Raw genomic sequence first — 25,524 nt, forward strand, 5'->3', positions numbered from 1 at the left:
ACGATGTTCCGGGCCGGCCCCGCCTGTGCGTAGCTCCTCAGCGCCAGTCGTACACCCGGCGCGGCACCCCCGACGCGCCTTCCACCGGAGTCTTCACCGCCAGGATCTGATTGACGCCGATCCGGTTGCGTTCGAAGGCCAGTGCCGACGCCGCCATGTAGAGGCGCCAGACCCGGGCCCGCCCCGGGCTCGTCAGCCGTACCGCCTCCTGCCAGTGCGCTTCCAGGTTGGCCACCCATTGGCGCAGGGTGAGCCCGTAATGCTCGCGGAGCGCCTGTACGTCGCGGGTTTCGAAGCCCGCTTCCTCCAGGGTCGCCACCGTGCGGCCCACCGGCGCCAGTTCCCCGTCGGGGAAGACGTAGGCGTCGATGAAGCCGTCGATCTCGTAGGCGGACTCGTCCCGCTCGGGGCGGCGGCCGATCTGGTGGTTGAGCAGCCGGCCGCCCGGCTTCAGCAGGGCGAACACATCGTCGGCGTACTCCCGGTAGCGGACCGAGCCGACGTGCTCGGCCATGCCGATCGACGAAATCGCGTCGTACGGACCGTCCTTGACGTCCCGGTAGTCCTGCACCCGGATCTCGATCCGGTCGGTGAGCCCCTCGTCGGCGATGCGCTTACGGGCGTACGCCGCCTGCTCACGCGAAAGGGTGACACCGGTGACCTGAACGCCGTACTCGCGTGCCGCATGGATGGCCATCGAGCCCCAGCCGCAGCCGACGTCGAGCAGTCGCATGCCCTCCTCGAGCGCCAGCTTGCGGCAGACCAGGTCGAGCTTGTCGCGCTGGGCGGTCTCCAGGGTGGAGTCGTCGGCCCAGTAGGCGCACGAGTAGACCATCGAAGGGCCGAGCACCAACTCGTAGAAGTCGTTGCCCACGTCGTAGTGGTGGCTGATGGCCTGCTTGTCGCGGTGCTTGGTGTGGATCGGCCCGCGGCGTCTGCGGATCTCTTCGGCGGGCGGGGGCGGCGGGGGCAGCGCGCCGCCGAGGTCGAGCAGCCCGCGGGCGGCCGTCCGCAGCCTCGAGTCGAGCAGCGGGTGCAGCGGCCGCTTCCCGTCCTGCTCGTCGTCGCGCTCCCAGATCAGTCCGGCCAGCAGCTCCAGGGCCGCGTACAGATCGCCCTCCACGTCGATCTCACCGGCCACCCAGGCGCGGGCGAGTCCGAGCTCGCCCGGCTTCCACAACAACCTGCGCAGTGCCCGGCGATGCCGGATCACCAGAACGGGCGTACCCGGAGGTCCGGACTCGCTGCCGTCCCAGGCCCGGATCCTTATCGGGAGCGGAGCTCCCAGCAGGTCCTCGGCGAGAGTGGTCAGCCGCAGCGCGGCGTCGGCCATGGCGCACACCTCCGTACAGACGGGAAAAGGCTCAACAGCAGGAGAACAACGAATACCTGCCCTTGAAGTCCCCATACCACGTAACGGCTCCGTAAAATCCATGGTTGATACATATACATTTCGCGCGGAACGCCGAAGGGGCCGCCCGCACCACGGATGGCGGACGGCCCCTTCGGACGGGAACCTGAACTACTGAAGCCGGGTCAGGAGGCCTTGGCCTTCTCACTCTCGGGCTTGACCGCGACCGGAGCCGGAGCGGGCTTGGCCGCCTCGTAGAACTCCTCGCGGGGGGTCTCCATGGCGCCCAGCGAGACCACCTCGCGCTTGAGGAACATCGCGAGGGTCCAGTCGGCGACGACGCGGATCTTGCGGTTCCAGGTCGGCACCGCCAGACCGTGGTAGCCCCGGTGCATGTACCAGGCGAGACGGCCCTTGAGCTTGATCTTCATCTTGCCCATGACGATCATCGCGACGCCCTTGTGGAGGCCGAGGCCGGCCACCGCACCCTTGTTGGCGTGCTTGTAAGTGCCCTGCGGGAAGCCCCGCATGCCCGAGATGACGTTGTCACCGAGGACCTTGGCCTGGCGCAGCGCGTGCTGCGCGTTCGGCGGGCACCAGGCGTTCTCGACACCGGCCTCGCGGGCCGCCATGTCCGGGACCTGGGCGTTGTCGCCCGCGGCCCAGATGTAGTCGGTGCCCTGCACCTGGAGCTTCTCGGAGGTGTCCACGTGGCCACGGGGGCCGAGCGGCAGGCCGTAACGGGCCAGCACCGGGTTGGGCTTGACGCCCGCGGTCCACACCAGGGTGTTGGAGTCGACCTCGAGGCCGTTGTTCAGAACCACGTGACCGTCGACGCAGGAGTCCATGCCGGTCTTGAGGTAGACCTCGATACCGCGGGACTCCAGGTGCTCCTTGCCGTACGCGCCGAGCTTCGGCCCGACCTCCGGAAGGATCTTGTCGGCCACATCGACCAGCACGAAGCGCATGTCCTCGCGCTTGACGTTGGTGTAGTACTTGGCCGCGTCCCGCGCCATGTCCTCGACCTCGCCGATGGTCTCCGCGCCTGCGAAGCCACCGCCGACGAAGACGAAGGTCAACGCCTTGCGGCGGACGTCCTCGTCGGTCGTCGAGTCGGCCTTGTCGAGCTGCTCGAGCACGTGGTTGCGCAGGCCGATGGCCTCCTCGACGCCCTTCATGCCGATGCCCTGCTCGGCAAGGCCGGGGATCGGGAAGGTACGGGAGACCGCACCGAGTGCGATGACCAGGTAGTCGAACGGCAGCTCGTAGGCCTCGCCGACGAGCGGCGCGACCGTGGCGACCTTGCGGTCCTGATCGATGGTGGTGACTCGACCGGTGAGAACCTCAGCCTTGGGCAGCACGCGTCGCAGCGGGACGACGACATGCCGAGGCGAGATGCTGCCGGCAGCAGCTTCGGGGAGGAAGGGCTGGTACGTCATGTACGAGCGCGGGTCGACGACCGTGACGGTCGCCTCGCCGTAGCGCATCTTCTTCAGAATGCGACGAGCTGCGTACAGGCCTACGTACCCGCCTCCAACTACGAGGATCCTGGGACGCTCCGTGGTGCTCATGGCAACGAGTATCCACCTCATCGAGGGGGGTACCTCGTGCGCCCCTTCACAAGGTCGGGTGCCCCCTCTGCTACACTGCGCGGCTCGCTTGCCGGAGGCCATCGCCCCACGGGGGAACCACAGCACCGGATGCCCGCCGCCCACCCCTCCTGAGCTGGACCTCACCGCGCCGGACCGGCCGAACCACGGTCGGAGTTCATCCGCCCGTCACACGCGTCGGGTAGTGCGGCCCGCCCGGCGCCGGGACCTCCGGGCCCCCGGAAAGGACCAACGGCCGAAAAACTTCGGCCACTGGGCCCCAATTCCTTGTGAAGAACTTCACGAAGTTGCTCGGGCGGTGCCCGTCAGGCGACCGACCAAGCGATCCCGTCGAGGATGTCGTGCTCGCTCGCGACCACCTCGGAGGCCCCCGTCCGCCGCATGACCTCGTGCAGGATCAGCGCCCCCGCGGTGATCACATCGACCCGCCCGGGGTGCATCACGGGGATCGCCGCGCGCTCCTCGTGGGTCGAGGAGAGCAGCATGGCGGCGACCTCGCCCACCCGCTCGGCGGTGATCCGCGAGTGGTGGATCGCGGCGGAGTCGTACGCGTCGAGGCCCAGCGCGATGCCGCCGACGGTGGTCACCGATCCGGCGAGCCCGACGAGCGTACGGTCCTCGGTCAGCGGGACGGTCTCCTCCGCCAGGTCGAGCGCGGCGGCGATGTCGGCCCGGATCGCGGTGATCTCGCCGAGGGTCAGCGGGTCGTGCCGGACGTGCCGCTCGGTGAGCCGCACGCATCCGATGTCCACGGACCGGGCGGCGCCCGCGTGGTCCTCACCGACGACGAACTCGGTCGATCCACCGCCGATGTCCACCACCAGATACCTGCCGCCCCGGCCCGCGAGTTCCCGGGTGGCCCCCGCGAACGAGAACTCGGCCTCCTGGTCCCCCGTGATCACCTCCGGCTCGACGCCGAGAATGTCCACCACGCCACGGACGAACTCGTCGCGGTTCTCGGCGTCCCGGGAGGCGGATGTGGCGACGAAGCGGGTGTGCCGGGCGCCGTGCGCCTTGATCACCTCGGCGTACTCCTTACAGGCGGCGAACGTCCGCTCCAGCGCTTCCGGGGCAAGCCGTCCGGTCCTGTCGACGTCCTGGCCGAGCCGGACGATGGTCATCCGCCGGTCGAGGTCGGTGAGCTCGCCGGTTGCCGGATCGGCGTCCGCGACAAGCAGCCGGATGGAGTTCGTACCGCAGTCGATCGCGGCAACGCGGGTCATAAGGGGTTCCTCTCCGCTACCCGGGCCCGCCCCCGGTGGTCGGGGGCAGCCCATGGACGACCGGCCCGCCCGAGCGCGGGCCGCGCCGTCCCTGCCTCAATCATGACCTCCATCGGCGCCGGCTACCGCCGGGAGGTCCGCCGGGCGGCCGCAGGGTCACGGGCGGCGGGCGGCCCAGGGGCCAGGCGGCTCAGTTCTCCACCAAGATCCCGCACGTCATCAGAGCGCACGGCGGCCCGGCGGAGATTCTGGTCATCCTCGACCACGACGGACAGCGCAGCCACCTGCACCCGCCGGCCTGACCACCCGTCCCGCTCAGACGTCCTCCGCCGGGCAGGGCGTCACGCACGGACCCTTCGCCCACCACTCCGGCAGCATCGAGATCGCCTCGTCCCCCAGCGGGTTGACCCCGGGGCCGGCGGCCAGCGCGTGGCCGACCAGGACGTGCAGGCACTTCACCCGGTCCGGCATGCCACCGGCGCTGGGAAAGCCCTCGAGGACCTCGATCGCGTCCCGCCGGGCGATGTAGTCCTCGTGGGCGGCCCGGTACGCAGCCGCCAACTCCGGGTCGGTGGCGAGGCGTTCGGTCATCTCCTTCATCACGCCGTTCGCTTCGAGGGTGCCGATCGCCGAGGCCGCCCGCGGGCACGTGAGGTAGTACGTGGTGGGGAACGGCGTGCCGTCCTCGAGGCGCGGGGCGGTCTCCACCACGTCGGCGTTGCCGCACGGGCAGCGGTGGGCGATCGCGCGGAGGCCACGCGGCGGGCGGCCCAGCTGCTGCTGGAACGCGGCGATGTCCACATCGGTCGGCTCGGTGCGGTCGGTCTGCGGAGGGGGCGTTTCCATGGTGCCTTGGATCCAGATCTACTTGTGAGGGTGTCAGGCGGGCGCTTACGGGAAGCCGGTCACCGGTCGCCGGCCCGGTCCGCGGTGTCCACGCCGTCCCAGAGGTTGGTGTACCAGGGCCGGTCCGTGGCTCCCCGGTCCCGCGGCGCCCGCTTGCGCGCGTCCGGGTCGATGACGGTGAAACTCGTCTCCCCCGGCCGTACGTAGTGCAGATGCTCACGGGCCAACCGCTCCACGTACGCGTCGTCCTGCAGCCGCGCCTTCTCGTCCCGCAGCTGCTCGACCCGGGCCTTCGCGTCGCGCACCTGCTGCCGCTGGTCGGCGATGTCGTTGCGCTGCGAGACGTACTGCCGCATCGGATACGCGAGGGCGACGACCAGCGTGCAGAGCACCATCAGCAGTATCGCCGCCCGGCCGGTCAGCCGCGGGCGGCGGGCCTGACGCCTGGACTGGGAGCGGTACACCCGGGCGGCAGTCTGCTCGCCCAGCACCTTCAGCCTGGTCGCGGTCGAGAACCGGTCCCGGTTCCCTGCCATGCCGCCTCCCCGTATACGCACGCACGTCCGTCCCCGGACACGGTACGGGACGGTGTCCGGGGACGGCTGCACTGCGCTGCGCCTTTGCTGCTTATTCAGTTCTTTTTGGGTGATTCGGCATCAGCCCTGCGGCGCTCAGCCGTTCGTGCGGAACCGCGGGAAGGCCGACCGGCCCGCGTACACCGCGGCGTCGTCGAGGATCTCCTCGATGCGCAGCAGCTGGTTGTACTTGGCGACGCGCTCGGAGCGGGCCGGGGCGCCCGTCTTGATCTGGCCGCAGTTGGTGGCGACGGCCAGGTCGGCGATGGTGACGTCCTCGGTCTCACCGGAGCGGTGGGACATCATGCACTTGAAGCCGTTGCGCTGGGCCAGCTCGACGGCGTCCAGGGTCTCGGTCAGCGAACCGATCTGGTTGACCTTGACGAGCAGCGCGTTGGCCGAGTCCTCCTCGATGCCACGCGCCAGCCGCTCGGGGTTGGTGACGAAGAGGTCGTCGCCGACGATCTGGATCTTGGAGCCCAGCTTGCCGGTGAGGACGTGCCAGCCGGCCCAGTCGTCCTCGAACAGCGGGTCCTCGATGGAGACCAGCGGGTACGAGGCGACGAGCTCCTCGTAGTACTCGGTCATCTCGGCGGCCGAACGGGACTTGCCCTCGAACTCGTACGAGCCGTCCTTGTAGAACTCGGACGCGGCGACGTCGAGCGCGAGTGCGATGTCCTTGCCCGGGACGTAACCGGCCTCGGTGATGGCCTCGAGAATGAGGTCGAGTGCGGCCCGGTTCGAATCGAGGTTCGGCGCGAAGCCGCCCTCGTCGCCGAGGCCGGTCGCCAGGCCCTTGGCCTTCAGGACCTTTTTCAGCGTGTGGTAGACCTCGGCGCCCCAGCGCAGCGCCTCGGAGAAGGACTCGGCGCCGATCGGCGCGATCATGAACTCCTGGATGTCGACGTTGGAGTCGGCGTGCGACCCACCGTTGAGGATGTTCATCATCGGCACCGGCAGCAGGTGCGCATTCGGGCCACCGAGGTAACGGAAGAGCGGCAGGTCCGAGGCCTCGGAGGCGGCGTGTGCCACGGCGAGCGAGACGCCGAGGATCGCGTTCGCGCCCAGCGAGCCCTTGTTGTCGGTCGCGTCCAGGTCGAACATCGCCTGGTCGATCAGCCGCTGCTCGGTCGCGTCGTAGCCGACGAGCTCCGGGCCGATCTGCTCGATGACGGCGAGGACGGCCTTTTCGACACCCTTGCCCTGGTAACGGTTGGGGTCACCGTCACGAAGCTCGATGGCCTCGAAAGCACCGGTGGAGGCGCCGGACGGAACTGCAGCACGACCCGTGCTGCCGTCGTCGAGGCCGACCTCGACCTCGACCGTGGGGTTACCTCGGGAGTCCAGGATTTCCCGGGCTACGACGACGTCGATGGACGGCACGAGCATCTCCTTCTGGGATGTGACGCTATGGGTGCAGGGTCTCTTTGGCCTTGCGACATGAGCCTAACCGGCCCGCGGCCCCCGACCGGCGGGGCGCCCGGCCCCTGGGACGAAAAAGCGCCCAAAAGACCTTATTACTACCCGAATCTCGGCAAATATACTTGCTGGTAACAGAACTGACCGAAAGAAACCCCGGTCCGGCGCGTACGGGGGAGTCGCGCCGGACCGGGGTGCTCGGGGGAGCCGGGATCAGCTCAGGTGCAGCTGCTGACCGGGGAAGATCAGGTCGGCGTCCTGCACGATGTCCTTGTTCAGGTGGTAAAGCTTCTCCCAGCCGCCGGAAACGTGCTGGGACTTGGCGATCCGGGCGAGCGTGTCGCCGGCCTTGACCTTGTACTCGCCGTCGCCCTTCTTGACCTTCACCGGGGCGGCGTGCTTCGCGGGGGCCTTACGGGCCTCGCTGCGCGAAGCGGACTGCGCGGTGCTGTGGGTCTCCTGCTGCGCCGCGGGCTTCGAGCTGGAGCTGGAGCCGGAGGGGTTCACGCCCGGGTCCACACCGTCGTTGGTCAGGCCACCGGCACCGGCACAGGACCAGGCACCCGGACCCTGCATCTCGAGCAGCTTCTCGGCGACGGCGATCTGCTGGTCCTTGGTGGCGAGGTCGGCGCGCGGGGCGTACTTCGTACCACCGGCGGCGGCCCAGCTGGAGTTCGAGAACTGCAGGCCGCCGTAGTAGCCGTTACCCGTGTTGATCGACCAGTTGCCGCCGGACTCGCACTGGGCGACAGCGTCCCAGGTGGAGACGGAAGCGGCCGAAGCGGAAGTCGCACCCAGCAGCGGCACGGCCACGGCGGCACCGGTGACGCCGGCAAGCGTGGCGTAGCGGACGGCCTTGGACGGACGGCGGTGCTTGGACTTGCTGGCAGAAAAGAGCATGGCGTATCTCCTCACCGACGCCTACGAGGTGAGCTGTCGGGTTCGGGCCAATGAGTTGCCCGGCTGCGCTACCTGCGCACAGCTTCACCCCAAGCCGTTTCCGTCCATCCCGTCCCGGATTCCGATGATTCGGACTCCGGGTGGGCGGCCGGACCCGGCGCTTACCTGGGTCCCCCGCTCCTGCCTACGGCGCGTTACGCGTCGACTGTGTCTTCCCCCGACCGATGGCAGGATTCGGCGTGACGATCGAGGGTGCCCGCGGTGCGAGCGGTTCTGACCGAAACACAAATCCCTCCGATATTCAAAGATGAACATCGGAGGGAGTGCTCGGCGCGTCGCACCTGTGCAGAAGGCATTTCCGCAGGTGAGGCGCGGCCCGGGCGGCGCCGTCGGCCCGGCCATCCGCAGAGACGAACGAGAGTCATGTCTCACCGCCGCCAAAACCGGACATAGTCGGATCAACTAGCCCTGTTTCGGGCTGAGATCAAGGGCCTGGCCAGGGAGAATGAGATCCGGATCGCCACCGATCGTGCGGTGGTTCGCGGCGTACAGCGCGGGCCATCCGCCGGGCAGATCGTGTGCATCCGCAATTGCCCAGAGATTGTCACCCGGGCGGACGGTATAGCTGTCGTCCGAACGAGCGTCGTCGCGTGTCGGACTTTCGGAACGCGACGCGTGCCGACCGGCGTCGTCGCCCACCCGGGCGTCGTGTGATGGCTCGTTCGCCTCGTCGCCGCGGTGCTTGCCGGTGGTCGCGCTCTGTGAGGGCGCCGGGGTCTCCGAGGCGGCCGACGCCGGGCCGGAGGGGCTCGCGGAGCCGGTGGGGGCCGGGGAGTCGGTGGGCTCGGGAGAGTCGGCATCCGATGACCGCCGGCTGCCGGTCGCGTCCGAACCGGAAGCCGAACCGGAGTCGGTGGCGGGGTCCGTGGCGGCAGCCGTCGGCGCGTCGGACGGCGAGGCCGAACTGGCGTCCGAGCCCGCATCCGAACCGTCGGTCGAGTCCGACGGCGTCGCGGAGGCCGAAGCGTCATCCGTCGCCTCGTCCGACGGCGCATCCGAGGGGGCGTCCTGGCCGGCGTCCGACGGCGTGGGGCTCGCGGTGTCCGGAACGCCCGGGTCCACCGACGCCGTCGCGGCGTCGTCCTTCGTCAGGCCGGCGACGGTCGCGCAGCTGAGCCAGGGCTTGGCACCCTCGGCCGCGTAGACCTTCTCGGCCACGGCTATCTGCTGGGAGCGGCTGGCGAGGTCCGGCCGGGACGCGTACTGCCCACCGCCGTACTGGTCCCAGGTGTCCTGCGAGAACTGCAGGCCGCCGTAGGAGCCGTTGCCGAGGTCGGCGCTCCAGATGCCGCCGGTCTCGCAGAGCGCTACGCGGTCCCAGGTGGTGGCATCCGCTGCGTGTGCGCCGCCTGCGCCCAGCAGCGGAATGGCGATGGCGGATCCCGTAACTCCTGCCGCTACCACGATGGCTGGAGCCTGACGGGGGCGTCGGTGCCGACCGTTCCCGGTGCGCATGCGGTGGCCTTCCGTGTGACGGATGATTCGAACGGTGAACGTAGCCGTAGTCGAATGCCCCTCACAAGTCGATGCAGCGCAGATCACGTGAAAGTCACATTATTGACGGTGAGTCAGCGAACATGACGGTCGAACTCCACCGGTAGGGTGCGCAATCCCCGCATGATGAGTCCGCCGCGCCATCGCAAATCGGCCGGATCCACCGCAAGCCGCAGATCCGGCAGCCGCCGCAGCAGGGTGGCGAGAGCCGTCTGCGCCTCCAGCCGGGCCAGCGGGGCGCCCAGACAGTAATGAATTCCGTGCCCGTAACCGAGATGCTGATTGTCGACGCGCGCGAGGTCGAGCGTGTCCGGTTCGGTGAAGCGCTCGGGGTCCCGGTCGGCGGCCGCGAGGACGACCAGCACCGGATCGCCCTCGGCCACCTGCCGGCCGCCCAGCGTCAGCCGCTCGGTGGCGAACCGCCAGGTGGCGAGCTCAACCGGGCCGTCGTAACGCAGCAGTTCCTCGACACCGGTGGCCAGCAGATCGGTCTCGCCGGCGGCGAGCGACTGCTGAAGGCGCGCACGCTGGTCCGGGTTGCGCAGCAGCGCGTACACGCCGTTGCCGATGAGGTTGACGGTTGTCTCGAAACCGGCGAAGAGCAGAATGAACGCCATCGCGGCGGCCTCGTTCTCCGTCAGATGCTCGCCGCCGTCGCTCGCCCGGATCAGCCCGGAAATGAGATCGTCGCCCAGGTTCTCCCTTTTGCGGTGGATGAGCTCCGCGAGATAGCTGCGCATCTTCTTCACCGAGCGGGCCACGCCACCGCGTGGGCCGCCGCCCTGGCCCGCTTTCGTATGGCGCAGCATCATTCCGGCCCAGTCGCGGAATTCGTCCTGGTCCTCCCGCGGCACCCCCAGCAGATCGCAGATCGCATAAATAGGGAGAGGGAAGGCGAACTCATGGATGAGGTCTGCCTCGCCCTTTTCCACGAACGCGTCGATCAGCTGATCCGTCAGCTCCTGCACCCGCGGCGCGAACTGGGCCACCGTGCGCGGGGTGAACGCCTTCGACACCAGCCGCCGCAGCCGGGTGTGATCCGGCGGATCGATGTTCAGCAGATGCGTCATCAACTCCGCCTTGCGCTCCCCCGGAATGCCGGTCTTGCCCTTGGCGTGCGGGGAGGCGGCGTGGTGCGCCGGGTTCTTCGACAGCCGGGGCTCGGCCAGGGCGGCCCGGGCGTCCTGATAGCGCGTCACCAGCCAGGCTTCCACCCCGCTGGGCAGCGTCGCCAGGTGCACGGGCGCGTTCTCGCGCAGCCACGCGTAGGCGGGGTACGGATCGGTCGCGAACTCCCAGGTGAACAGCTCGGGCTGGGGTCCTGCCGTCACCTGCCGGCCCCTTCCGCGGCCAGGATCGCGTCCCGGTACGCCCGCGCCGCGGCCCGCAGAGCGGCCTCCGGGTCGGTGCCCGCCGCCTCGGCCCGCACCGCCATCGCGAGCAGCCGGTAACCGACGGACTCCCCCTCCGGCAGCGGAACCTCCAGGCCACCACCGCGGACCCGGGACGCCAGCTTGGCGGCCAGTGCCAGCGCGGGCTGGCCGACCGGCACTCCCTCGGTCACCGAGTCACGCTGCTTCTCGGCCGCCTTCGTGCGGTTCCAGTGTGCGTGCACGTCCTCCGCGGTCTCCGCGGTCTCGTCGCCGAAGATGTGCGGGTGGCGGTGGACCAGCTTCTCGACCAGGCCGCCCGCCACATCGTCGATCGAGAAGGGCTCCTCCGCGTCCTCCTGCGCGATCCGCGCATGGAAGACGACCTGCAGCAGCACATCACCCAGTTCCTCGCGGAGTTCCTCCCGGTCCCCGGCCTCGATCGCCTCGACGAGTTCGTACGCCTCCTCGATGAGGTACTTGGCGAGCCCCTGATGCGTCTGCTGCGACGTCCACGGGCACTCGCGGCGGACCCGATCCATCACCTGCACCAGGTCCAACAGGCGCGCGCCCGGCAGATCGTACGAACCGGGCAGCAGCTCGAGATCCGGCATCTGCACCCGGCCGCTGCCGGCCAGCCGGGCCAGACCGTCGGTCAGCCGCCGGTCGCCCTCGCCCGAGAGGACGACCACGACCGTACGCCCGCCGGCACACTCCTCGACCAGTTGCTCCGCACCGGGCGACACATGCTCGACGGTGACGCCGGCCTCACGCAGGTACGGCAACTGGACGTGCGCCTCGTCCGGACACAGCACCCGGTCGGCGGCGTGCAGCAGCTGCCAGGCGGCCCAGGACAGCAGCCCCGGCGCGACCCGGTGGCTGGTGGTGAGCAGCACGATCCGGCCGGAGCGGTCGGCCTGGTCGGCGGTGTCGGGGGCGTTTTCAACGGTCACCCGTCGAAACTACCTCCCCCCGCTACGCACCCGCTTCGGCGGACTGCTGCTTGGTGACCTGGGTGATCCACGGCGCCTTGTACGGGCCGAGCTGGCTCTTCTTCGCGTCCCAGACCCCGTACCGCGGATTGACGTCCACGCCCAGCGCCTGGGAAGCCTTCGTCATGGCCTGCAGCACGGCCCCCTGCCCGGCCGATGTGCCCAGATCCGCGCCCAGCGCCCGGGCAAGCTTGTTCGCGGTGACCTGCTCCTGGAGCGCCTGGTCGATCTGACCGGGGGCGACACCGTTCTGCTCCAGATACACCTGCTGAAGCCGCGCCTCACTGCCGGCCTGCTGCACGAGCTGCGCCCGCGCGTCCTGCACCTCCTTGCGACTGACCGTCGCACCGGCGTCCTTCGCCGCCCGGGCGAGCACCCGGTCGAAGATCATGTTGCCGAGCTTCATCCCGCTGAGGTTGTTGCTGCTCTTGATCATCTCAGCGGCCTGCGGCGACTTCTTCTGGGCCGCACGCACGTCCCTGACCTGTGCCTGAACGGCAGCGACCGTGATCCGGTCCTTGCCCACGACGGCGGCCGCCCCCGGATGGGCCTGGCCGCCACAGGCGGCGAGCAGCGGGGACGCGAGGGCGAGAACGGCGGATACGGAGAGCACAGTGCGACGGCGGCGGTGCAAAGGGGCCTCCTGGGGGGCGCGAGTTTGTGCCTCGGTTCACAAGACCTTGCGGGAAATGATGTTAGGCACTTGGCGTGGCGGGGGCCACTGGTTCGACCAACGATTCGGAGGCTTCCCGGTTGTCGGGGCGGAGCATGATCATCCGTGAGACGACAAATGTGCTCGGAACGGCCGCCCCTGCCGCGATCAGCGGCGCGTAGTGACTACTGACGTGTCCGAGGCCCACCAGCAGGTACACCCCGCTCGTCGTGATCACGAAATTCGCCGCATTGGTCAGCGGGAACAGCACGAACTTCCGCCAGGTCGGCCGCACCCGGTAGGTGAACCGGGCATTGAGGAAGAACGACCCGATCATGCTGAGACAGAACGCCAGGGTGTGCGCGGCGAGATAGGGCAGCCCGGTGAGCAGCACCCGGTAGCACGCGTAGTACGTGCCGGTGTTCACCACGCCCACGCAGGCGAAGCGGACCATCTGCGCGAGGCGGCCGGTCATCTGTGCAGGGCTCCTGGGATTCGCGCCGCCGGGAGTCCCCGGGTCCGCACCACCGTGCCACTCACCGCTGTCAGGCGGCAAGCAGGTCCGTGGGGTCGAGGACCACATCCGGGGACGATCGCTGAGCGGGCGGGTGGCTCGGTGGCCTGCGATAGGTTGCCCGCCATGACTGAACCCGGATCCGTCGCCTGGCCACCTGCCCCGATAGGAACCGAGCGGCTCGTGCTCCGTGAGCCGGAGGCCCGGGACAGGGCGGCGTTCATCGAACTGCTCGCCTCATCCGAGGTGCATGTCTACCTCGGTGGCCCCCGGTCGCGTGATGTGCTCGAGCGTGAGATGCCCGAGATTCCCCAGCAGCGGCCCGGTCTTTTCGTGATCGATCTCGACGGAACGATGATCGGCATGGTCGAGCTCAAACGGCACCGCGCGGAGGGTGCGGGGCACGTCCGTCAGGGTGTCGGGGAGGCCGAGCTCGGCTACCTGTTCCTGCCCGGGGCGTGGGGACACGGGTACGGCACCGAGGCGTGCGCGGCAGCACTCGGCTGGTTCGCCGACGTGCGTCCCGGCGAGCCGGTGGTGCTGTACACCCAGACCGCCAACGACCGCTCGATGCGCCTCGCGGCGAAGCTGGGCTTCACCGAGGTGGAGCGGTTCGAGGCATACGGCGCCGAGCAGTGGTTCGGCGTGTGGTCCTTGGCCGCACCGTCCGGCTGATCGAGCGGGGCCCGCCGCTCGTCGACTTCGGCGTGGCCCAGTCAGGCCCGAGGGCGCCCGTGTCGCCCTGCGGTCCCGTCACGACGCCTGCGTCACCGTGTTCACCCAGCCGAACAACTACCTGGCCGAGGTCAACGGCCGGTTCCTGGAGACCGCTTCGAACCCCGCGGCGGTCACTGAGCGACGGGGCTCGCTGAGAAGGCCCTGCAGGGGGCACGACTTCACGCCGTGCTCGATGAGGTCCTCGACGGCCTGGCGCAGCCAAGAGTTGAAGTCCGGGAACCGGTCCCGCTGTTACCAGCCGGGACTCGCGAAGCTTCAAAAGGTCGGCCATGGCTCGGGGCACCGTCCCCTGGGTACAGCGTGCAAGCCGGTGTCAGCGCCCGGACGCGTACGCCACGAAGTCGGCCCACGGTCCGCGCGGGAAGGCCAGCCGTTCGCCGTCCTTGTTCTTGGAGTCCCGGACATGGACGGAGGTGGTCGCGGACGCGACCTCGACGCAATCATTGCTGTCGCCTGCGCTGTAGCTGCTCTTGAACCACTGCAGTTCGGTGTTGGTCACGTCTCTCCCCGCACTTTCTCGATGAAGGCCAGCGACTCACGAGGCGTGAGAGCCTGCGAACGGATGATCCCATAGCGCAATTCGAGGATCTGGAGCTCCTTGGGATCGGAGATCAGGTAACTGGCCAACTGGGCCTCCGTGTACCCGACCGTAGACCCGTCCTCCAGCTTCAGCACCTGGATCTGGCCGCCCATTCCCGCATGGTCCTCGCGCTCCGTCGGCATCACCTGGATCTCGACGTTGCGCAACTCCCCCACCGCACCGAGCCGTTCCAGTTGCCGCCGCAGCACGGGCCGGCCGCCGAGCGGGCGTCGCAGGGTGACCTCCTCCAGCACGAAGGTGAGTGTGGTGCCCGCCCTCCCGAAGATCTCCTGGCGCCCCATGCGCGCTTCGACCTGCCGGTCGATCTCGTCCGGCGAGTAGCCGGGCCTCCGCATTTCGAAGAGGGCCCGGGTGTACTCCTCGGTCTGGAGCAGGCCGGGCATGTTGTGGTTGCTGTACGCCCCGAACTCGACGGCCGCCGCCTCCAGCCGCGCCAGGTCCCGCACCTTCTTGGGGTACCGGGCCTCCGCGACGTCCTTCTTCATCGCCGCGATGATGCCGCCCGCGCCCAGCACCTCGTCCGCCCGGTCCAGAAACTCCGGCCTCGGCACCCGCCGCCCGCGTTCCACCGACGAGACCTGCTCCTCGCCGTACCCGACCGCCTCACCGAACTCCGACTGCCGCAGGCCCGCACGCTCCCGCCACAGTTTGAGCTGCCGGCCGACCGCTTTGAGTACGGCTGCCGACTCGTCGTCCGTCGACTGGTCCATGTCCGCCCACCCTCCACACGGGGTACTCGAACCGGGCGGCCCCGGACAGCACCCGGACAGTGACGCTCCGTACGGGCGCCAAGCCTGTTCAGGGTATGCACGACCGGACACGCTGAGTGACGTGAATCAGGAAATCGCCCTCGCATCCACCCCCGTACGGCACTTCAGCGTGCTGCTGTCCGCGACCCGCCGGGGCGTCCGGCTGGCACGTCTACTGAGCGTGCAGCAACTCATCGACTGGGAGCTGCCGTTCGACGCGGCGGCCCATGTCGTGGCCGAACTCGCCGCGAATGCGGCCACGCACGGCCATGTACACGGCAGGGGATTCCGCCTGACCCTCTCGGTGCACGACAACGGATCGCTACGCATCGCGGTGACCGATCCACGCCCCGAGCGTCTCCCGGGCCTGGCCCGACCGGATACCGGGGACGCGGAATCCGGTCGGGGCCTGCTCCTGGTCGACGCGTACGCCGACCGGTGGGGTGTCGACGACGGCCCCGCACCCTGCAAAACGGTCTGGGCGGAGCTGGATCCTGCCTGATGGGCACCGGGTTCCGGAAACCCGGGCACCGGCCGCGCGCAACGCTAAAAGACCAAAGAACCGAAGAAAGAACCAACCCGACCCCACCCCTCCTCCACCTCGTCACCCACACGGGTGATCAGCGCCAACTCGGCTGGCGCCCAGGCGGTTTGGTAGGGCAGGGTCGCCCGCAGCAGACAATCCGCACATGAGACGGCCCCCGCCGGGACTAGTGATCCCGAACGAGGGCCTGACCACCAAGGAAGTTAGGCCCTTCCCAGATGGCTGAGCAGCAGCTTAACGCGCCTTCGCGCGCCCCGTCCGCCCGTTCACGAACCGGTCTCCGGCACCTGGATCAACACCACCCCGATCGGTTCACCATGGTCGGAAACCACCTCGCCCAGCACCCCGATCTGTCGTTGACGGCGATCGGTCTCGCCACCCACATCCAGTCGCTGCCGGACGGTGCGCGGGTCAGCATCAGGGCCATCGCCGCGAAGTTCCAGGAAGGTGCGGCCCGCGTTGCCTCCGCGCTGCGGGAGCTGGAGACCTTCGGCTACGTGTCCCGGACCAAGGAACGGCTGCCGTCCGGGCAGATCGTGACCCGTACGACCTCGTACAACACTCCTCACGGCGCACCAACCCTCCCGTTGCGACCGGCGAAGCCCGCCCGCGCGCCGCTGACCGCATTCACACCGCCCGCGCCGCCCAACGCTCCGGATCCCGAGTGGATGCCGACGCCAGCACCGGAGCCCGGCATCGTGCCGGCCCAGGAGTCGGTGCCGCCCTCCGTCCGGCCAACTTCCGCGCTGCTCCCGGCTCCGCGTGTCCCCGACCCGGACCGCAGCCATCCGTGCCCGGCCGCCGAGCTCCTGGCGGGTCTCCGCGCCCGCGACCCCCGGCTTCTCCTCTCGGCGCGGGACATCGACCGTCTCACCGGGGCGGTGTCGGCCTGGCTGGAGCGCGGTATCGACCCCGCCGCCGTACAACACACGCTCACGGCATCCCTGCCCCAAGGACCTCTGCGCCACCCGGCCGGGTTCCTCGCACACCGCCTCACCGCGCTGCTGCCGCCACCGCTTCCGCTCGTACCAGCGGCACCCGCACACCCGTATCCGCTGCAGAACTGCGACACCTGCGACCGCGCTTTCCGCGCTCCGGAGCCGGGCCGCTGCCGGGACTGCGCCTCATACGCCGCGGTGGCGGCCTGACCCGCAGCAGCCCGACCGAAGTAGTACACAACCTGTACCGTGGAGATATGGCCTTGAAGCGCACCAATGTCTACGCAGACGACAGCGACCTCAGCCTGATCAAGGAGGCGGCGGCGCGCCTCGGCGTCTCGGAGGCGGAAATAATCCGCGAGGGCATCCACCGCATCGCCCTGGCCCATCGGGTCTGGAACGAACCGTTCGTCACCGACGAGGAGACCTTCGACCTGGGCGGGCCCGTCACCGGAGAGGACATCCGTTCCGCCGCGAACGACTCCCATGACGCACGGGAGCGCCGGAACGGTGGAAGGGCGGCGTGATCGCCATCGCCGATACGTCCGGCCTGCTCACGCTCTTCAACCGCGCGGATCCGGACCACGACGCAGCCAGGAAGGCCGCTGACCAGTGCGGCCTCCTCGTTGCGACTCCCCTGGCTCTGACGGAGATCCACCAGGTGGCCACCAACCGGGCCGGAAGGGCCGCCGCCGACGGAATCCTGCGTTCACTGACGGCGCGCATGCGGCAGATGCGGCTGGTCCTGGCACCGTCCACGCCCGAGATTCTGGATGCCGCCCTCTCCGTACGGGCGAGATACGGAGCTCTCGACCTGGACCTGGTGGACGCGGTGAACGTGGCGCTGGCTGCCGAGTACGAGACGGACGCCGTCCTGACCCGGGGCATCCGCGATTTCCGGACCGTCAGGCCGCTCGGAGGCAGGCGGACGCATTTCCGGATCCTGCCCGACGATCTCTGACTGAGCGGGATGATGCCCCGCCGCGCCACAATCGATGGACCACTCGCCCGAGCGACCGAGGAGCAGCGAGCGATGACCCATCTGGACGCGCGGCCACTGATGTTCGTCGTTTCCGGCCCCAGCGGCGCCGGCAAGGGGACGGCGCTGCGGTTCCTCACCGGCCAGTCCCTGCTCCAGCGGGTCCCCACCTACACCACCCGGCAGCCGCGCGTGCACGAGAAACCGGGGATGGACTACATCTTCGTGGGCGAGGACGAGTTCTTCCGGCTGCACCACGAGGGAACGATCTTCGAGTACACCCGGACGTACTCGGCCAGCTACTACGGCTCACCGCAGCGGCTGCTCGCCGACGACCAGGCCGAGCCGCTGCTCACCGAGCTCGACCCCGGCGGATTCGTACGGGTGCGGGCCGCGTCCCGGCGCCGGGTGATCGGCATCTTCGTGACCACCACGTCCGAGGACGAGCTCCGGCAGCGGCTGCACCGCCGCGGGCAGGGCGACGAGGCCAACCAGCGGCTGCGCATCCGCACCGATCAGCTCACCTGGGCCTGGGTGTACGACTACGTGCTCGTGAATGAGGACCGCGGACAGTTCCTGCGCGACCTGGAGACGGTGGTACGGAGCGAGATCCTCCGGTCGGACGGAGCACGCAGGATGCTGGAGCTCAAGGCCGAGTCGAACCCTACGCTCCGAGACATCGACTGAGCCGGCGCGGGCAAGGCGGACGACCCGTCCGACCTGCGCGTGATGACCAAATGCTTGACGTGGACCAGTCAGAGTTGTAGACAACAAGCCTCTTTGAGAGCGCTCTCAAAGAGATGTCGGCCTCCCCGTCATGCGCCCGATGCCGTACCCCCCACATCGCACCCCACCGTGCAGCGCGGGCGCACCCCCACCTGAGGAGAACCCCGTATGCACCTCGGACAGACACCGGAGCAGGAACGGATACCCGGCCAGGGAAGCGGCGGCGCCCACCGGTCACGGCGGTCACGGGCGCGGATCACGCTCGCCGCGCTGGCAGTCGGCGCGCTGGCTGCGGCAGGCCTGGGAGTCATCGCGGCGCCCGGCGGCGCGGCCACCCCGACGGCTGCCGCAAAAGCCGCCGTCACGAAGGCCGCTGCGGCGCAGAGCGAAGTACCGGCGCCGCCCGCCGGTTTCACCACCACCTGGAGCGACGATTTCAACGGCGCGTCGGGCACCGGGCTTGACACCGGCACCTGGAAGTACGACACCGGGCCGGGCAGCAGCTTCGGCACCGGCGAGATCGAGACGATGACCGACTCCACCGCGAACGTCTTCCACGACGGGAACGGCCACCTCGTCCTGCGCGCCAACCACAGCGGCAGCGACCCGGCAGCGGGCTGGACCTCCGGACGGGTCGAGACCCAGGCGGCCACCTTCGGCGCCCCGGCCGGCGGGGTGGTCGAGATGGTGTCGTCCATCCAGCAGCCCGACGTCAGCACCGCCAACGGCGCCGGATACTGGCCGGCCTTCTGGATGCTGGGCTCCACGCTGCGTACCGGCACCACCTGGCCGACCTCCGGCGAGGTGGACATCATGGAGGACATCAACGGCCGGAGTTCGGTCTTCGGCACCTTGCACTGCGGGACCAACCCGGGCGGCCCCTGCAACGAGAGCACCGGCATCGGCAGCGGCGAACAGGCCTGCGCCGGCTGCCAGAGCGGCTACCGCACGTACGCCGTGCAGATCGACCGCTCGGTCTCGCCGGAGCAGATCCGCTACTACCTCGACGGCAAGCAGTACTTCAGCATCGACTCCACGAAGGTCGACGCGGCGACCTGGTCGAGCGCCGTCGACCACCCGTTCTTCATCATCTACGACCTCGCCATGGGCGGCGGCTTCCCCAACGCGTTCGGCGGCGGCCCCAACGCGGCCACGGTGTCCGGCGGTCAGATGAACGTCGACTACGTCGCCGTCTACAACAAGGCGCCGTAACGAGGCACTCGGACAAGACACCGGACGACTGCCGGCGGAGGGGCCGTCCACCAGGACGCCCCTCCGCCGTGCATCAGCGTGCGGCAGCCGGTCAGGCGCCGGCCGGGAGCCGGCTGACGAGCTCGCGGCCGTCGGCCTTGAAGGCGGGCGGGAAGACCAACTTCAGGCCGTCCGTCTCACCGTGCACGGTGATGACCGTCTTCAGACCGAGACCGAGCAGGGCCTTGGTCAGCGGCGCCGCGGCGATCAGCCCACGCTCCAGCGACATCAGCGGCTTGCCCGGCTTGCCGCTCGTGGTGGCGCCATCGAGAAACAGCAACCGCCGGTCCGTCAGGGCCAGATACATCGGACGCGGCTGGACGGTGGCGATGACGGTGCCCGCGCTGAGCACCCCGACCAGTGCGCTGGTGAGCACCTGACGCTTCACCGACACGGTTCCGACCTTGGCCAGACCGGTGAACTCGATCTGCTCACCCGCGATCAGGAGCGTGGTGGCGGCGTCCAGGACTTGGCGTCTGCGACGGCTGTTCATGACGCCACGATCGCGACCGGCGCGTCCCACGCGTTGCGGTCGATGGTGAGCGTGCCCCCGGTGTGGGTGACCTTCTTGTTGACGGCGTACTGATGCCCGCGGCGGTGCCCGGTGTACAGCGTCGAGGCGTACGGGAAGCCCTTGGTGGTCGAGTAGACGTTGTCGTACCGGGCGTACCAGAGGATCTCCGGCAGGTCCGTCCGGGTCTTGGCGTTGGCGACGACCGCGGCGCTGGAGTTGCTGAAGCCGTAGAAGCCGGACCAGTAGCCCTTGGCCTTGACGGTCTTGTCGAAGGACCGGATGTAGGAGAGGACGGTGTTCACGCAGGAGGTGTTCTTCGGGTCGAAGTACTCCATGTCGAGATAGACCGGGCTGCCGGCCTTCATTCCGAGCGCCGACTCCTTCTTCACCGCGTCCGCGGCATCGGCGGCGGCCAGTGAGGTGGCGTTCGACGCGGTCATCTTCTCCGGGTTGTTGCTGGTCTGGCAGGGCGGCTGCGCGCCGACATACAGCGGGACCAGCTTCCAGCCGGTGGCGCTGACCGACTTCACCCAGGAGGCGGTGAGGTTCGGCTGGGCGCAGCCTCGGTTCTTCCCGCCGACGTACACGGCGGCCCCGCGGTACACCGACGTGGCGTACCAGCCCTTCATGGCGGTCAGCGACGGGGCGGTGCAGGTGTCGAAGGCGTGGCCGGTGAAGATCTTCGGCGCGGGCCGGGTGACCGTGGTCGCGGTGGCGGCCTCGGCGGCGAACGCGCCACCGACCAGAACGGCCAGGCCCGCCACGGACATTCCGATATAGCGCCGCTTTTTGGATATGCGGTGATTCGACACAGAGACCTCGACGGTTCTCGAAGAAGAAAAGAAAGGGGAGCCGAGCCGCGCGCATCGACAGCGGGCTCAGCGGCAGATCACAGTCTCACGCCGGACCCCTGGTGGAACCCCTGGTGAGGGTGATGCGCGAATACATTGCGGAAGTTTGGTGAATCCATTGCCGAACAACCGTCCGCACACGGGTGGTTGCCAGACGGGGGAGGGGCCGCACTCCTCGCGAGTGCGGCCCCCTTGCTCATACGGCTACCCGGTCACCGGTCAGGCGACGGGCCCGGTCTTGCGGCGGCGCACCACGAACAGCGCACCGGCACCGAGCACCACGGCGACGCCGCCCGCGATCCCGATGGTCGGCACCATGGACGACGAACCGGTCTCGGCGAGACTGCCCTCGACCGGCACGGTGGTGGAGGTGTCGGGCTTCTTGGTCGGGACCGGAGCCTCGCCGCCTTCCTGCGGCTTGGTGCCACTGGTGTCGGTACCGGCCGCGACGATCCGGAACTTGTACGCCACGTCGTCGGTGCCCACGCAGTCGTCGGCGCCGAGATAGACGCCCGCGCCGAGCGTGAAGCCGGCTCCGGCGGGGGCGGACGACGTGACGTTGATCCGCAGCGGGATGTTGACCTCGTAGTCCGGCTTCAGCTGGTCCGTCTCTCCGACGTAGCCGACCGCCTGGCCGTCCTCGCTGAGGTCCTCCCAGACGTTGGTCTGCGGGTTGAGGGCCTGCAGCGCGACCTTCTTGGACGCGAAGAGCTTGTCGCCGTTCTTGTCGGAGGACGCTCCGGCGAAGAAGGCGACGCCCTTCGCGACCGCGTCCGAGGAGTTGTACACGTTCAGCGTGAACTTGTGCCATCCGCTGCCTGCGGAGATCTTGCCCGGCAGACCCTTGATGGTGAGGTCGAGCTGCGCCTTCTCACACGCCTTGGGCGGCTCGCCGCCGCCGGGCGGCGTGCTCGCAGCGTCCGACGGGGTGCCGGACGGGGTGCCTGACGGGCTCCCGGACGACGTGTCCTTCCCGGAAGGAGTCGACGCCGACGTACTCGGCTTCCCGTCCTCGGACGGCGTGTCCTTGGACGGCGTGTCCTTGGACGGCGTGTCCTCGGAGGCCGTCTCCGGAGCCGTGGTGTCCACCGACTCGGAAGCGCTCGGGGAGCCACTCCCGCTCTCGGCCGGGGCCGACTGCGCAAGAGCAGGGTCGTCGGCGGCGAATGCGGCCGGAGCCGCCAGGAGAGCGGCCGGTGCGATGGCAGCCGTCGCGGCAGCGACAGCTATGGCATGGCGAAGCTTCATGCAGACCTCGTAATGATGCGGCGCACCAGACGATGCGCCGTGCCGACGATGAAGGGCCCCTCGTGGATGTGGCGGCACACGGGCGGGGCTGTTGGTTGCGCATGTGTGACCTGTGAAAGCTGTGAAAGGTTGCCACAACGTGACGCCGGACTCATGTGGCGTGCACCACAACCGCCATGGGCGGTCGCGTCGGCACCACCTTGACAGCGGCGCGCGTCGGCACCGCCGTGGTCACCGTGCTCTCCAGCAACGGCACCGACAACGGCGCAGCCGAAGGGACGAAGCTGACCGCTCGGATAGTCTCCGCGCTCAACGGCAAGGCCTGAGCCGACCCCCAGGGCCCCGTGTGTGTGCGAGGCCCTGCGGGTACGCCGACCCGCGCCTCAACCCCGCCGCATCTCGCGGTTCCGCAGCAGCGCCCGGCGCAGTTCCACCGGGAGCGGGTGGTGCGGGCCGTACAGGCGTTCCGTGTCGTAGAGCAGTTCCTCGAGCTGGCGGTGCGCCTCCGCGTGGTCGCCCAGGGCGAGCAGCAGGTGTCCGATGCGGTGGCGGATCTCGAAGGAGCGGGCCGGGTCGTTGCCGGTCGCGTACTGGTTCTTGTAGTACGGCAGCATCGCGCGGTACTCCGACAGGGCGGCGGCCGCTTCGCCCAGCTGCTCGAGGCACTGCGCGGCGTCGAAGCGGAACTGCAGCGCCTGTTCGTCCGCGGTGCCCGACTCCGATGTGCGGATGTCGGTCAGTTTGCGCAGTTCGGGCAGGGCCCGGCGGTACTGGCCGTCGTCCATCAGGGTGGCCGCGTACTGCTTGCGCAGGATGCGGACCACGGGTGACCGCTCGCCGTGCTGCTCGGCCGCCGCCGGCAGGATGCCGCCGAGGATGTCGACGGCCTGGGTGATCCGGCCCTCCCCGAGCAGCTTCTTGACCTCGTCGACTGCGGCCGCCACATCCGGTTTGGCCGCCACCGGGGCCGGTAGCGCGGCGGGCGGGGTGGTGACGCGGTCGGGCCACGGTGCCTGTGGGCGCAGAAACGGGCGGGTCGGGTCGAGCGGGCCGGACGGCTGTCCGGATCCCCGGGCGGGCAGCAGCGGTATGAGGTGTTCGTACACCTCCTGGGCGCTCGCCGGCCGGTGCTGCGGGTCCTTGGCCAGCAGGCGCAGTACGAGGTTCTCCAGCTGCGGGGGGACCTCGGGCCGGGCCCGGCGGACCGGCAGCGGCGGCTCGTACAAGTGGCGGTGCAGCACACCGAGCGCGGTCGATCCGGCGAACGGCACGTCCCCGCTGAGCAGTTCGTGCAGCACCACGCCGAGGGCGTAGAGGTCGGTGTACGGGCCGACCGCGCCGCCCATCGCCTGCTCGGGTGCCATGTATGCCGGGGAACCGATGGGCGTACCGGTGTGGGTGAGGCGGGTGGTGTCGGTCTCGGTGTCGAGTACCGAGGCGACCCCCAGGTCGAGCACGGTGACCGTACCGTCCGGACGCACCATCACGTTGCGCGGCTTGAGGTCACGGTGCACGATCGGCACCGCATGCACGGCGGACAGCACCGCGCACAGCTGGGCGGCGACGGACACCGCCCACGGCCAGGGGTACGGGGTGTGCTCGGCCAGGTGGTCGGCGAGGTCGGCGCCCTCGACGTGCTGCATGACGAGGTAGAGGTCCTCGTGGTCGCTGCCCGCGTCGTGCACGGTGACCAGGCCGGGGTGGTCGACCTGCGCGGTGACCCGGCACTCCCGCACGAAGCGGCGGCGCAACTCTTCGGCGTCGGCCGAGCCCGCGACCCGGTCGGGCCGCAGCAGCTTCACCGCGACCCGGCGGTCCAGTCGCTTGTCGTACGCCGTCCAGACCTGGCCCATGCCGCCCTGGCCGAGAATCGCAGCGAGCTCATAGCGCTCGGCGACGACGCGTCCACCGGTCAACGGCTCTCCCCCCGGCGTCCGTCGGTGTCCTTGCGCAGCAGGTCACTGAGCTCGTCGAGCTCGGCACGGACCTGATCGATGCGATGCGCCGGCCGGTCCGCCGGAAGGGACGGCTGCGGTTGCGGCTGCGGTTGTTGCGGTTGCGGTTGCGGTTGCGGCTGGGCGTACGGAGCCTGGTGCGGAAACGGGGGCTGTGGCGCCTGCGGCCGCTGCCTCTGCGGGTGCGCCTGCGCGCCGGGGACCGGGGTCGGGGCCTGCGGCGGGTAGCCGTAATTGACCTGCGGCTGCGTCGGCGCGCTGTACCCCGGCCGCGACGCGAAGTACGACGGGGCCGCCGAACGCTGCCGCTCCAGGTCCCGTATGTCGAAGATGACGAAGTGGACGGCGCTGCCTGCCCCGAGCAGCAGGACACAGGCCAGGGCCACATCGGTCCCGTGGTTCGATTCGGGCAGCGAACCGACCACCGCGAAAGCGCTGATGGACACCGGCAGACTCAGCCAGGCCGCCGTCCAGTCGTACCAGCGCCCCCGCATCATCGCGATCCGGAACAGCGGGAGACAGGAGAGCAAGCCACAGGTCAGAAAGGCAGCGACGGCGAAGACCACGCGCAGAGCGATCCTGCTGCCCGCGCTCGACGAAGGCGGCGAGGGCGGCGCGGGGCTGGGGCCGAACATGGCTGCTCCTGGGACCTGGTGGGACGTGGATTCGAGCGTATACACCGACACCGACAACCGGTCATCGGTTGTACGGAACCGTTGTCCGACTGATCACATCAACTCACACCGCCGGGCCCGGGAGCCCGCCGGGTCACTGCATACTGGTGAGCTCATGGGCGCAGCCACGACATGAGCGCCGGCTCCCGACATCTCACCCCTGGACCGCCGTGATACCTCCTCGTGCCACCCGCCGCACCCACCCACTCATACCGGTCGCTGTCCTGCTGATGGGCGCACTCGCGCTGGCCGGCTGCAAGGCCGGTACCGGGCCTGCGGACTCGCACCCCGGGGGGCCCGCCTCCGCGACCACGGGAGCCGCGCTGACGGGGACCGCGCTGCGGGCCGTCGAAGGTCTCCCCGTGAAGGGGCGGGCGCCCAAGACCGGCTACGAACGGGACAAGTTCGGCTCCGCCTGGGCCGATACCGATCACAACGGCTGCGGCACCAGGGACGACATCCTGGCCCGTCAACTCCGGTCGGCCACCCGGGCGTCGGACGGCTGCAAGGTACTGAGCGGAACGCTCGACCCGGACCCCTACACCGGCACCCGCGTCCGTTACGTACGGGGGCACAGCAAGGTCGACATAGACCACCTCGTCGCCCTGTCCGACGCCTGGCAGAAGGGCGCGCAGCAGTGGGACGACGGAAAGCGGCGTGCTTTCGCCAACGACCTTATGTTGGCGGCATAGATGTCTCACGGTGATGTGTCTCAGGGGAGGAGTGGTCGTGTGACCAAGCGGTGTCTCA

At 69.4% G+C, this 25,524-nt stretch carries 27 protein-coding genes, 1 pseudogene and 1 riboswitch; of the genes and pseudogenes, 9 read left to right on the forward strand and 19 right to left on the reverse strand.

Annotated features, from left to right (window positions below; all coding sequences use genetic code 11):
• Positions 1–37: 37 nt before the first annotated feature.
• From AB0436_RS21590 to AB0436_RS21645, 12 genes are all read right to left on the reverse strand, one after another.
• Positions 38–1,333 (reverse strand): cyclopropane-fatty-acyl-phospholipid synthase family protein, encoded by a 1,296-nt coding sequence (locus tag AB0436_RS21590; protein WP_366469531.1) that lies wholly within the window; start codon positions 1,331–1,333, stop codon positions 38–40.
• Positions 1,334–1,536: 203 nt separating this feature from the next.
• Positions 1,537–2,922 (reverse strand): NAD(P)/FAD-dependent oxidoreductase, encoded by a 1,386-nt coding sequence (locus tag AB0436_RS21595; protein ID WP_366469532.1) that lies wholly within the window; start codon positions 2,920–2,922, stop codon positions 1,537–1,539.
• A gap of 344 nt (positions 2,923–3,266) precedes the next feature.
• Positions 3,267–4,184, reverse strand: coding sequence for a Ppx/GppA phosphatase family protein (locus tag AB0436_RS21600; protein ID WP_366469533.1), 918 nt, complete (start codon positions 4,182–4,184; stop codon positions 3,267–3,269).
• 315 nt (positions 4,185–4,499) lie between these two features.
• Positions 4,500–5,030 (reverse strand): DUF501 domain-containing protein, encoded by a 531-nt coding sequence (locus AB0436_RS21605; RefSeq protein ID WP_366469534.1) that lies wholly within the window; start codon positions 5,028–5,030, stop codon positions 4,500–4,502.
• A gap of 59 nt (positions 5,031–5,089) precedes the next feature.
• Positions 5,090–5,566: a septum formation initiator family protein gene (locus AB0436_RS21610; RefSeq protein ID WP_366469535.1), complete on the reverse strand. Its 477-nt coding sequence runs from the start codon at positions 5,564–5,566 to the stop codon at positions 5,090–5,092.
• Between the two features lie 135 nt (positions 5,567–5,701).
• On the reverse strand, positions 5,702–6,994 hold the full coding sequence (eno, locus tag AB0436_RS21615) for a phosphopyruvate hydratase (protein WP_366469536.1): 1,293 nt from the start codon (positions 6,992–6,994) through the stop codon (positions 5,702–5,704).
• A 243-nt stretch (positions 6,995–7,237) separates the two neighbouring features.
• Positions 7,238–7,924 (reverse strand): transglycosylase family protein, encoded by a 687-nt coding sequence (locus tag AB0436_RS21620; protein WP_366469537.1) that lies wholly within the window; start codon positions 7,922–7,924, stop codon positions 7,238–7,240.
• 3 nt (positions 7,925–7,927) lie between these two features.
• Positions 7,928–8,126: riboswitch (cyclic di-AMP (ydaO/yuaA leader) on the reverse strand.
• 260 nt (positions 8,127–8,386) lie between these two features.
• Complete coding sequence (locus AB0436_RS21625; RefSeq protein WP_366469538.1) at positions 8,387–9,388, reverse strand: transglycosylase family protein; 1,002 nt, start codon at positions 9,386–9,388, stop codon at positions 8,387–8,389.
• Between the two features lie 164 nt (positions 9,389–9,552).
• Complete coding sequence (locus AB0436_RS21630) at positions 9,553–10,809, reverse strand: cytochrome P450 (RefSeq protein ID WP_366469539.1); 1,257 nt, start codon at positions 10,807–10,809, stop codon at positions 9,553–9,555.
• Positions 10,806–11,801, reverse strand: a complete 996-nt coding sequence (locus AB0436_RS21635) for a nucleoside triphosphate pyrophosphohydrolase (RefSeq protein ID WP_366469540.1) — start codon at positions 11,799–11,801, stop codon at positions 10,806–10,808. Before AB0436_RS21635 ends, AB0436_RS21630 begins: the two co-directional genes overlap by 4 nt.
• A gap of 22 nt (positions 11,802–11,823) precedes the next feature.
• Entirely contained in the window at positions 11,824–12,474 is a 651-nt protein-coding gene (locus AB0436_RS21640) for a SurA N-terminal domain-containing protein (protein ID WP_366469541.1), read from the reverse strand.
• 61 nt (positions 12,475–12,535) lie between these two features.
• Positions 12,536–12,967: a GtrA family protein gene (locus AB0436_RS21645; RefSeq protein ID WP_366469542.1), complete on the reverse strand. Its 432-nt coding sequence runs from the start codon at positions 12,965–12,967 to the stop codon at positions 12,536–12,538.
• Between the two features lie 165 nt (positions 12,968–13,132).
• Here AB0436_RS21645 and AB0436_RS21650 point away from each other — a divergent pair, with 165 nt between their 5' ends.
• Positions 13,133–13,681 carry a GNAT family N-acetyltransferase gene (locus AB0436_RS21650; protein WP_366469543.1) on the forward strand — a complete coding sequence of 183 codons (549 nt, stop codon included), beginning with the start codon at positions 13,133–13,135 and terminating at the stop codon, positions 13,679–13,681.
• 376 nt (positions 13,682–14,057) lie between these two features.
• Here the strand turns inward: AB0436_RS21650 and AB0436_RS21655 are convergent, their stop codons facing one another.
• Positions 14,058–14,243, reverse strand: coding sequence for a DUF397 domain-containing protein (locus tag AB0436_RS21655; protein WP_366469544.1), 186 nt, complete (start codon positions 14,241–14,243; stop codon positions 14,058–14,060).
• A complete protein-coding gene (locus tag AB0436_RS21660) occupies positions 14,240–15,055 on the reverse strand; it encodes a helix-turn-helix transcriptional regulator (RefSeq protein WP_366469545.1) in 816 nt (271 codons plus the stop codon). Before AB0436_RS21660 ends, AB0436_RS21655 begins: the two co-directional genes overlap by 4 nt.
• A gap of 121 nt (positions 15,056–15,176) precedes the next feature.
• Here AB0436_RS21660 and AB0436_RS21665 point away from each other — a divergent pair, with 121 nt between their 5' ends.
• The 6 genes from AB0436_RS21665 (at position 15,177) to AB0436_RS21690 (ending at position 19,493) form a co-directional block, all read left to right on the forward strand.
• A complete protein-coding gene (locus tag AB0436_RS21665; RefSeq protein WP_366469546.1) occupies positions 15,177–15,596 on the forward strand; it encodes an ATP-binding protein in 420 nt (139 codons plus the stop codon).
• 359 nt (positions 15,597–15,955) lie between these two features.
• A complete protein-coding gene (locus AB0436_RS21670) occupies positions 15,956–16,786 on the forward strand; it encodes a helix-turn-helix domain-containing protein (RefSeq protein WP_366469548.1) in 831 nt (276 codons plus the stop codon).
• A 47-nt stretch (positions 16,787–16,833) separates the two neighbouring features.
• Positions 16,834–17,103, forward strand: coding sequence for a CopG family transcriptional regulator (locus AB0436_RS21675; protein WP_366469550.1), 270 nt, complete (start codon positions 16,834–16,836; stop codon positions 17,101–17,103).
• The gene (locus AB0436_RS21680) at positions 17,100–17,537 is read left to right on the forward strand and encodes a PIN domain-containing protein (RefSeq protein ID WP_366469551.1); all 438 of its coding nucleotides are present in this window, start codon (positions 17,100–17,102) and stop codon (positions 17,535–17,537) included. Before AB0436_RS21675 ends, AB0436_RS21680 begins: the two co-directional genes overlap by 4 nt.
• Positions 17,538–17,609: 72 nt before the next feature.
• Positions 17,610–18,242, forward strand: coding sequence for a hypothetical protein (locus AB0436_RS21685; RefSeq protein ID WP_366469552.1), 633 nt, complete (start codon positions 17,610–17,612; stop codon positions 18,240–18,242).
• A 207-nt stretch (positions 18,243–18,449) separates the two neighbouring features.
• Positions 18,450–19,493 (forward strand): glycoside hydrolase family 16 protein, encoded by a 1,044-nt coding sequence (locus tag AB0436_RS21690; RefSeq protein ID WP_366469553.1) that lies wholly within the window; start codon positions 18,450–18,452, stop codon positions 19,491–19,493.
• Between the two features lie 91 nt (positions 19,494–19,584).
• Here AB0436_RS21690 and AB0436_RS21695 read toward each other — a convergent pair whose 3' ends face one another.
• The 3 genes from AB0436_RS21695 to AB0436_RS21705 form a co-directional block, all read right to left on the reverse strand.
• The gene (locus tag AB0436_RS21695; protein WP_366469554.1) at positions 19,585–20,025 is read right to left on the reverse strand and encodes a hypothetical protein; all 441 of its coding nucleotides are present in this window, start codon (positions 20,023–20,025) and stop codon (positions 19,585–19,587) included.
• A complete protein-coding gene (locus AB0436_RS21700; RefSeq protein ID WP_366469555.1) occupies positions 20,022–20,858 on the reverse strand; it encodes a glycoside hydrolase domain-containing protein in 837 nt (278 codons plus the stop codon). Before AB0436_RS21700 ends, AB0436_RS21695 begins: the two co-directional genes overlap by 4 nt.
• Before the next feature lie 258 nt (positions 20,859–21,116).
• Positions 21,117–22,145, reverse strand: coding sequence for an LAETG motif-containing sortase-dependent surface protein (locus tag AB0436_RS21705; protein ID WP_366469556.1), 1,029 nt, complete (start codon positions 22,143–22,145; stop codon positions 21,117–21,119).
• 176 nt (positions 22,146–22,321) lie between these two features.
• On the opposite strand from AB0436_RS21705, the gene AB0436_RS21710 reads away from it, so the two are divergent.
• On the forward strand, positions 22,322–22,471 hold the full coding sequence (locus tag AB0436_RS21710; protein ID WP_366469557.1) for a hypothetical protein: 150 nt from the start codon (positions 22,322–22,324) through the stop codon (positions 22,469–22,471).
• Positions 22,472–22,528: 57 nt separating this feature from the next.
• Here the strand turns inward: AB0436_RS21710 and AB0436_RS21715 are convergent, their stop codons facing one another.
• Positions 22,529–24,061: a serine/threonine-protein kinase gene (locus AB0436_RS21715; protein ID WP_366469558.1), complete on the reverse strand. Its 1,533-nt coding sequence runs from the start codon at positions 24,059–24,061 to the stop codon at positions 22,529–22,531.
• Positions 24,058–24,735, reverse strand: coding sequence for a hypothetical protein (locus tag AB0436_RS21720; RefSeq protein WP_366469559.1), 678 nt, complete (start codon positions 24,733–24,735; stop codon positions 24,058–24,060). The genes AB0436_RS21715 and AB0436_RS21720 overlap by 4 nt, the downstream gene beginning before the upstream one ends.
• A 269-nt stretch (positions 24,736–25,004) precedes the next feature.
• Here AB0436_RS21720 and AB0436_RS21725 point away from each other — a divergent pair.
• Positions 25,005–25,448 (forward strand): annotated as a pseudogene (locus AB0436_RS21725) (HNH endonuclease family protein); the annotation flags it as partial.
• Positions 25,449–25,524: the final 76 nt, after the last annotated feature.

Source organism: Streptomyces sp. NPDC051322 (assembly GCF_040689485.1).
In the GTDB taxonomy this organism is placed as follows: domain Bacteria; phylum Actinomycetota; class Actinomycetes; order Streptomycetales; family Streptomycetaceae; genus Streptomyces.

Bases quoted from the DNA above. Each gene is read 5' to 3' on its own strand.
- AB0436_RS21590 (WP_366469531.1), bottom strand. From the start codon at position 1,333: ATGGCCGACGCCGCGCTGCGGCTGACCACTCTCGCCGAGGACCTGCTG.
- AB0436_RS21595 (WP_366469532.1), bottom strand. From the start codon at position 2,922: ATGAGCACCACGGAGCGTCCCAGGATCCTCGTAGTTGGAGGCGGGTAC.
- AB0436_RS21600 (WP_366469533.1), bottom strand. From the start codon at position 4,184: ATGACCCGCGTTGCCGCGATCGACTGCGGTACGAACTCCATCCGGCTG.
- AB0436_RS21605 (WP_366469534.1), bottom strand. From the start codon at position 5,030: ATGGAAACGCCCCCTCCGCAGACCGACCGCACCGAGCCGACCGATGTG.
- AB0436_RS21610 (WP_366469535.1), bottom strand. From the start codon at position 5,566: ATGGCAGGGAACCGGGACCGGTTCTCGACCGCGACCAGGCTGAAGGTG.
- eno (WP_366469536.1), bottom strand. From the start codon at position 6,994: ATGCTCGTGCCGTCCATCGACGTCGTCGTAGCCCGGGAAATCCTGGAC.
- AB0436_RS21620 (WP_366469537.1), bottom strand. From the start codon at position 7,924: ATGCTCTTTTCTGCCAGCAAGTCCAAGCACCGCCGTCCGTCCAAGGCC.
- AB0436_RS21645 (WP_366469542.1), bottom strand. From the start codon at position 12,967: ATGACCGGCCGCCTCGCGCAGATGGTCCGCTTCGCCTGCGTGGGCGTG.
- AB0436_RS21650 (WP_366469543.1), top strand. From the start codon at position 13,133: ATGACTGAACCCGGATCCGTCGCCTGGCCACCTGCCCCGATAGGAACC.
- AB0436_RS21660 (WP_366469545.1), bottom strand. From the start codon at position 15,055: ATGGACCAGTCGACGGACGACGAGTCGGCAGCCGTACTCAAAGCGGTC.
- AB0436_RS21670 (WP_366469548.1), top strand. From the start codon at position 15,956: ATGGTCGGAAACCACCTCGCCCAGCACCCCGATCTGTCGTTGACGGCG.
- AB0436_RS21675 (WP_366469550.1), top strand. From the start codon at position 16,834: ATGGCCTTGAAGCGCACCAATGTCTACGCAGACGACAGCGACCTCAGC.
- AB0436_RS21685 (WP_366469552.1), top strand. From the start codon at position 17,610: ATGACCCATCTGGACGCGCGGCCACTGATGTTCGTCGTTTCCGGCCCC.
- AB0436_RS21690 (WP_366469553.1), top strand. From the start codon at position 18,450: ATGCACCTCGGACAGACACCGGAGCAGGAACGGATACCCGGCCAGGGA.
- AB0436_RS21695 (WP_366469554.1), bottom strand. From the start codon at position 20,025: ATGAACAGCCGTCGCAGACGCCAAGTCCTGGACGCCGCCACCACGCTC.
- AB0436_RS21705 (WP_366469556.1), bottom strand. From the start codon at position 22,145: ATGAAGCTTCGCCATGCCATAGCTGTCGCTGCCGCGACGGCTGCCATC.
- AB0436_RS21710 (WP_366469557.1), top strand. From the start codon at position 22,322: ATGGGCGGTCGCGTCGGCACCACCTTGACAGCGGCGCGCGTCGGCACC.
- AB0436_RS21720 (WP_366469559.1), bottom strand. From the start codon at position 24,735: ATGTTCGGCCCCAGCCCCGCGCCGCCCTCGCCGCCTTCGTCGAGCGCG.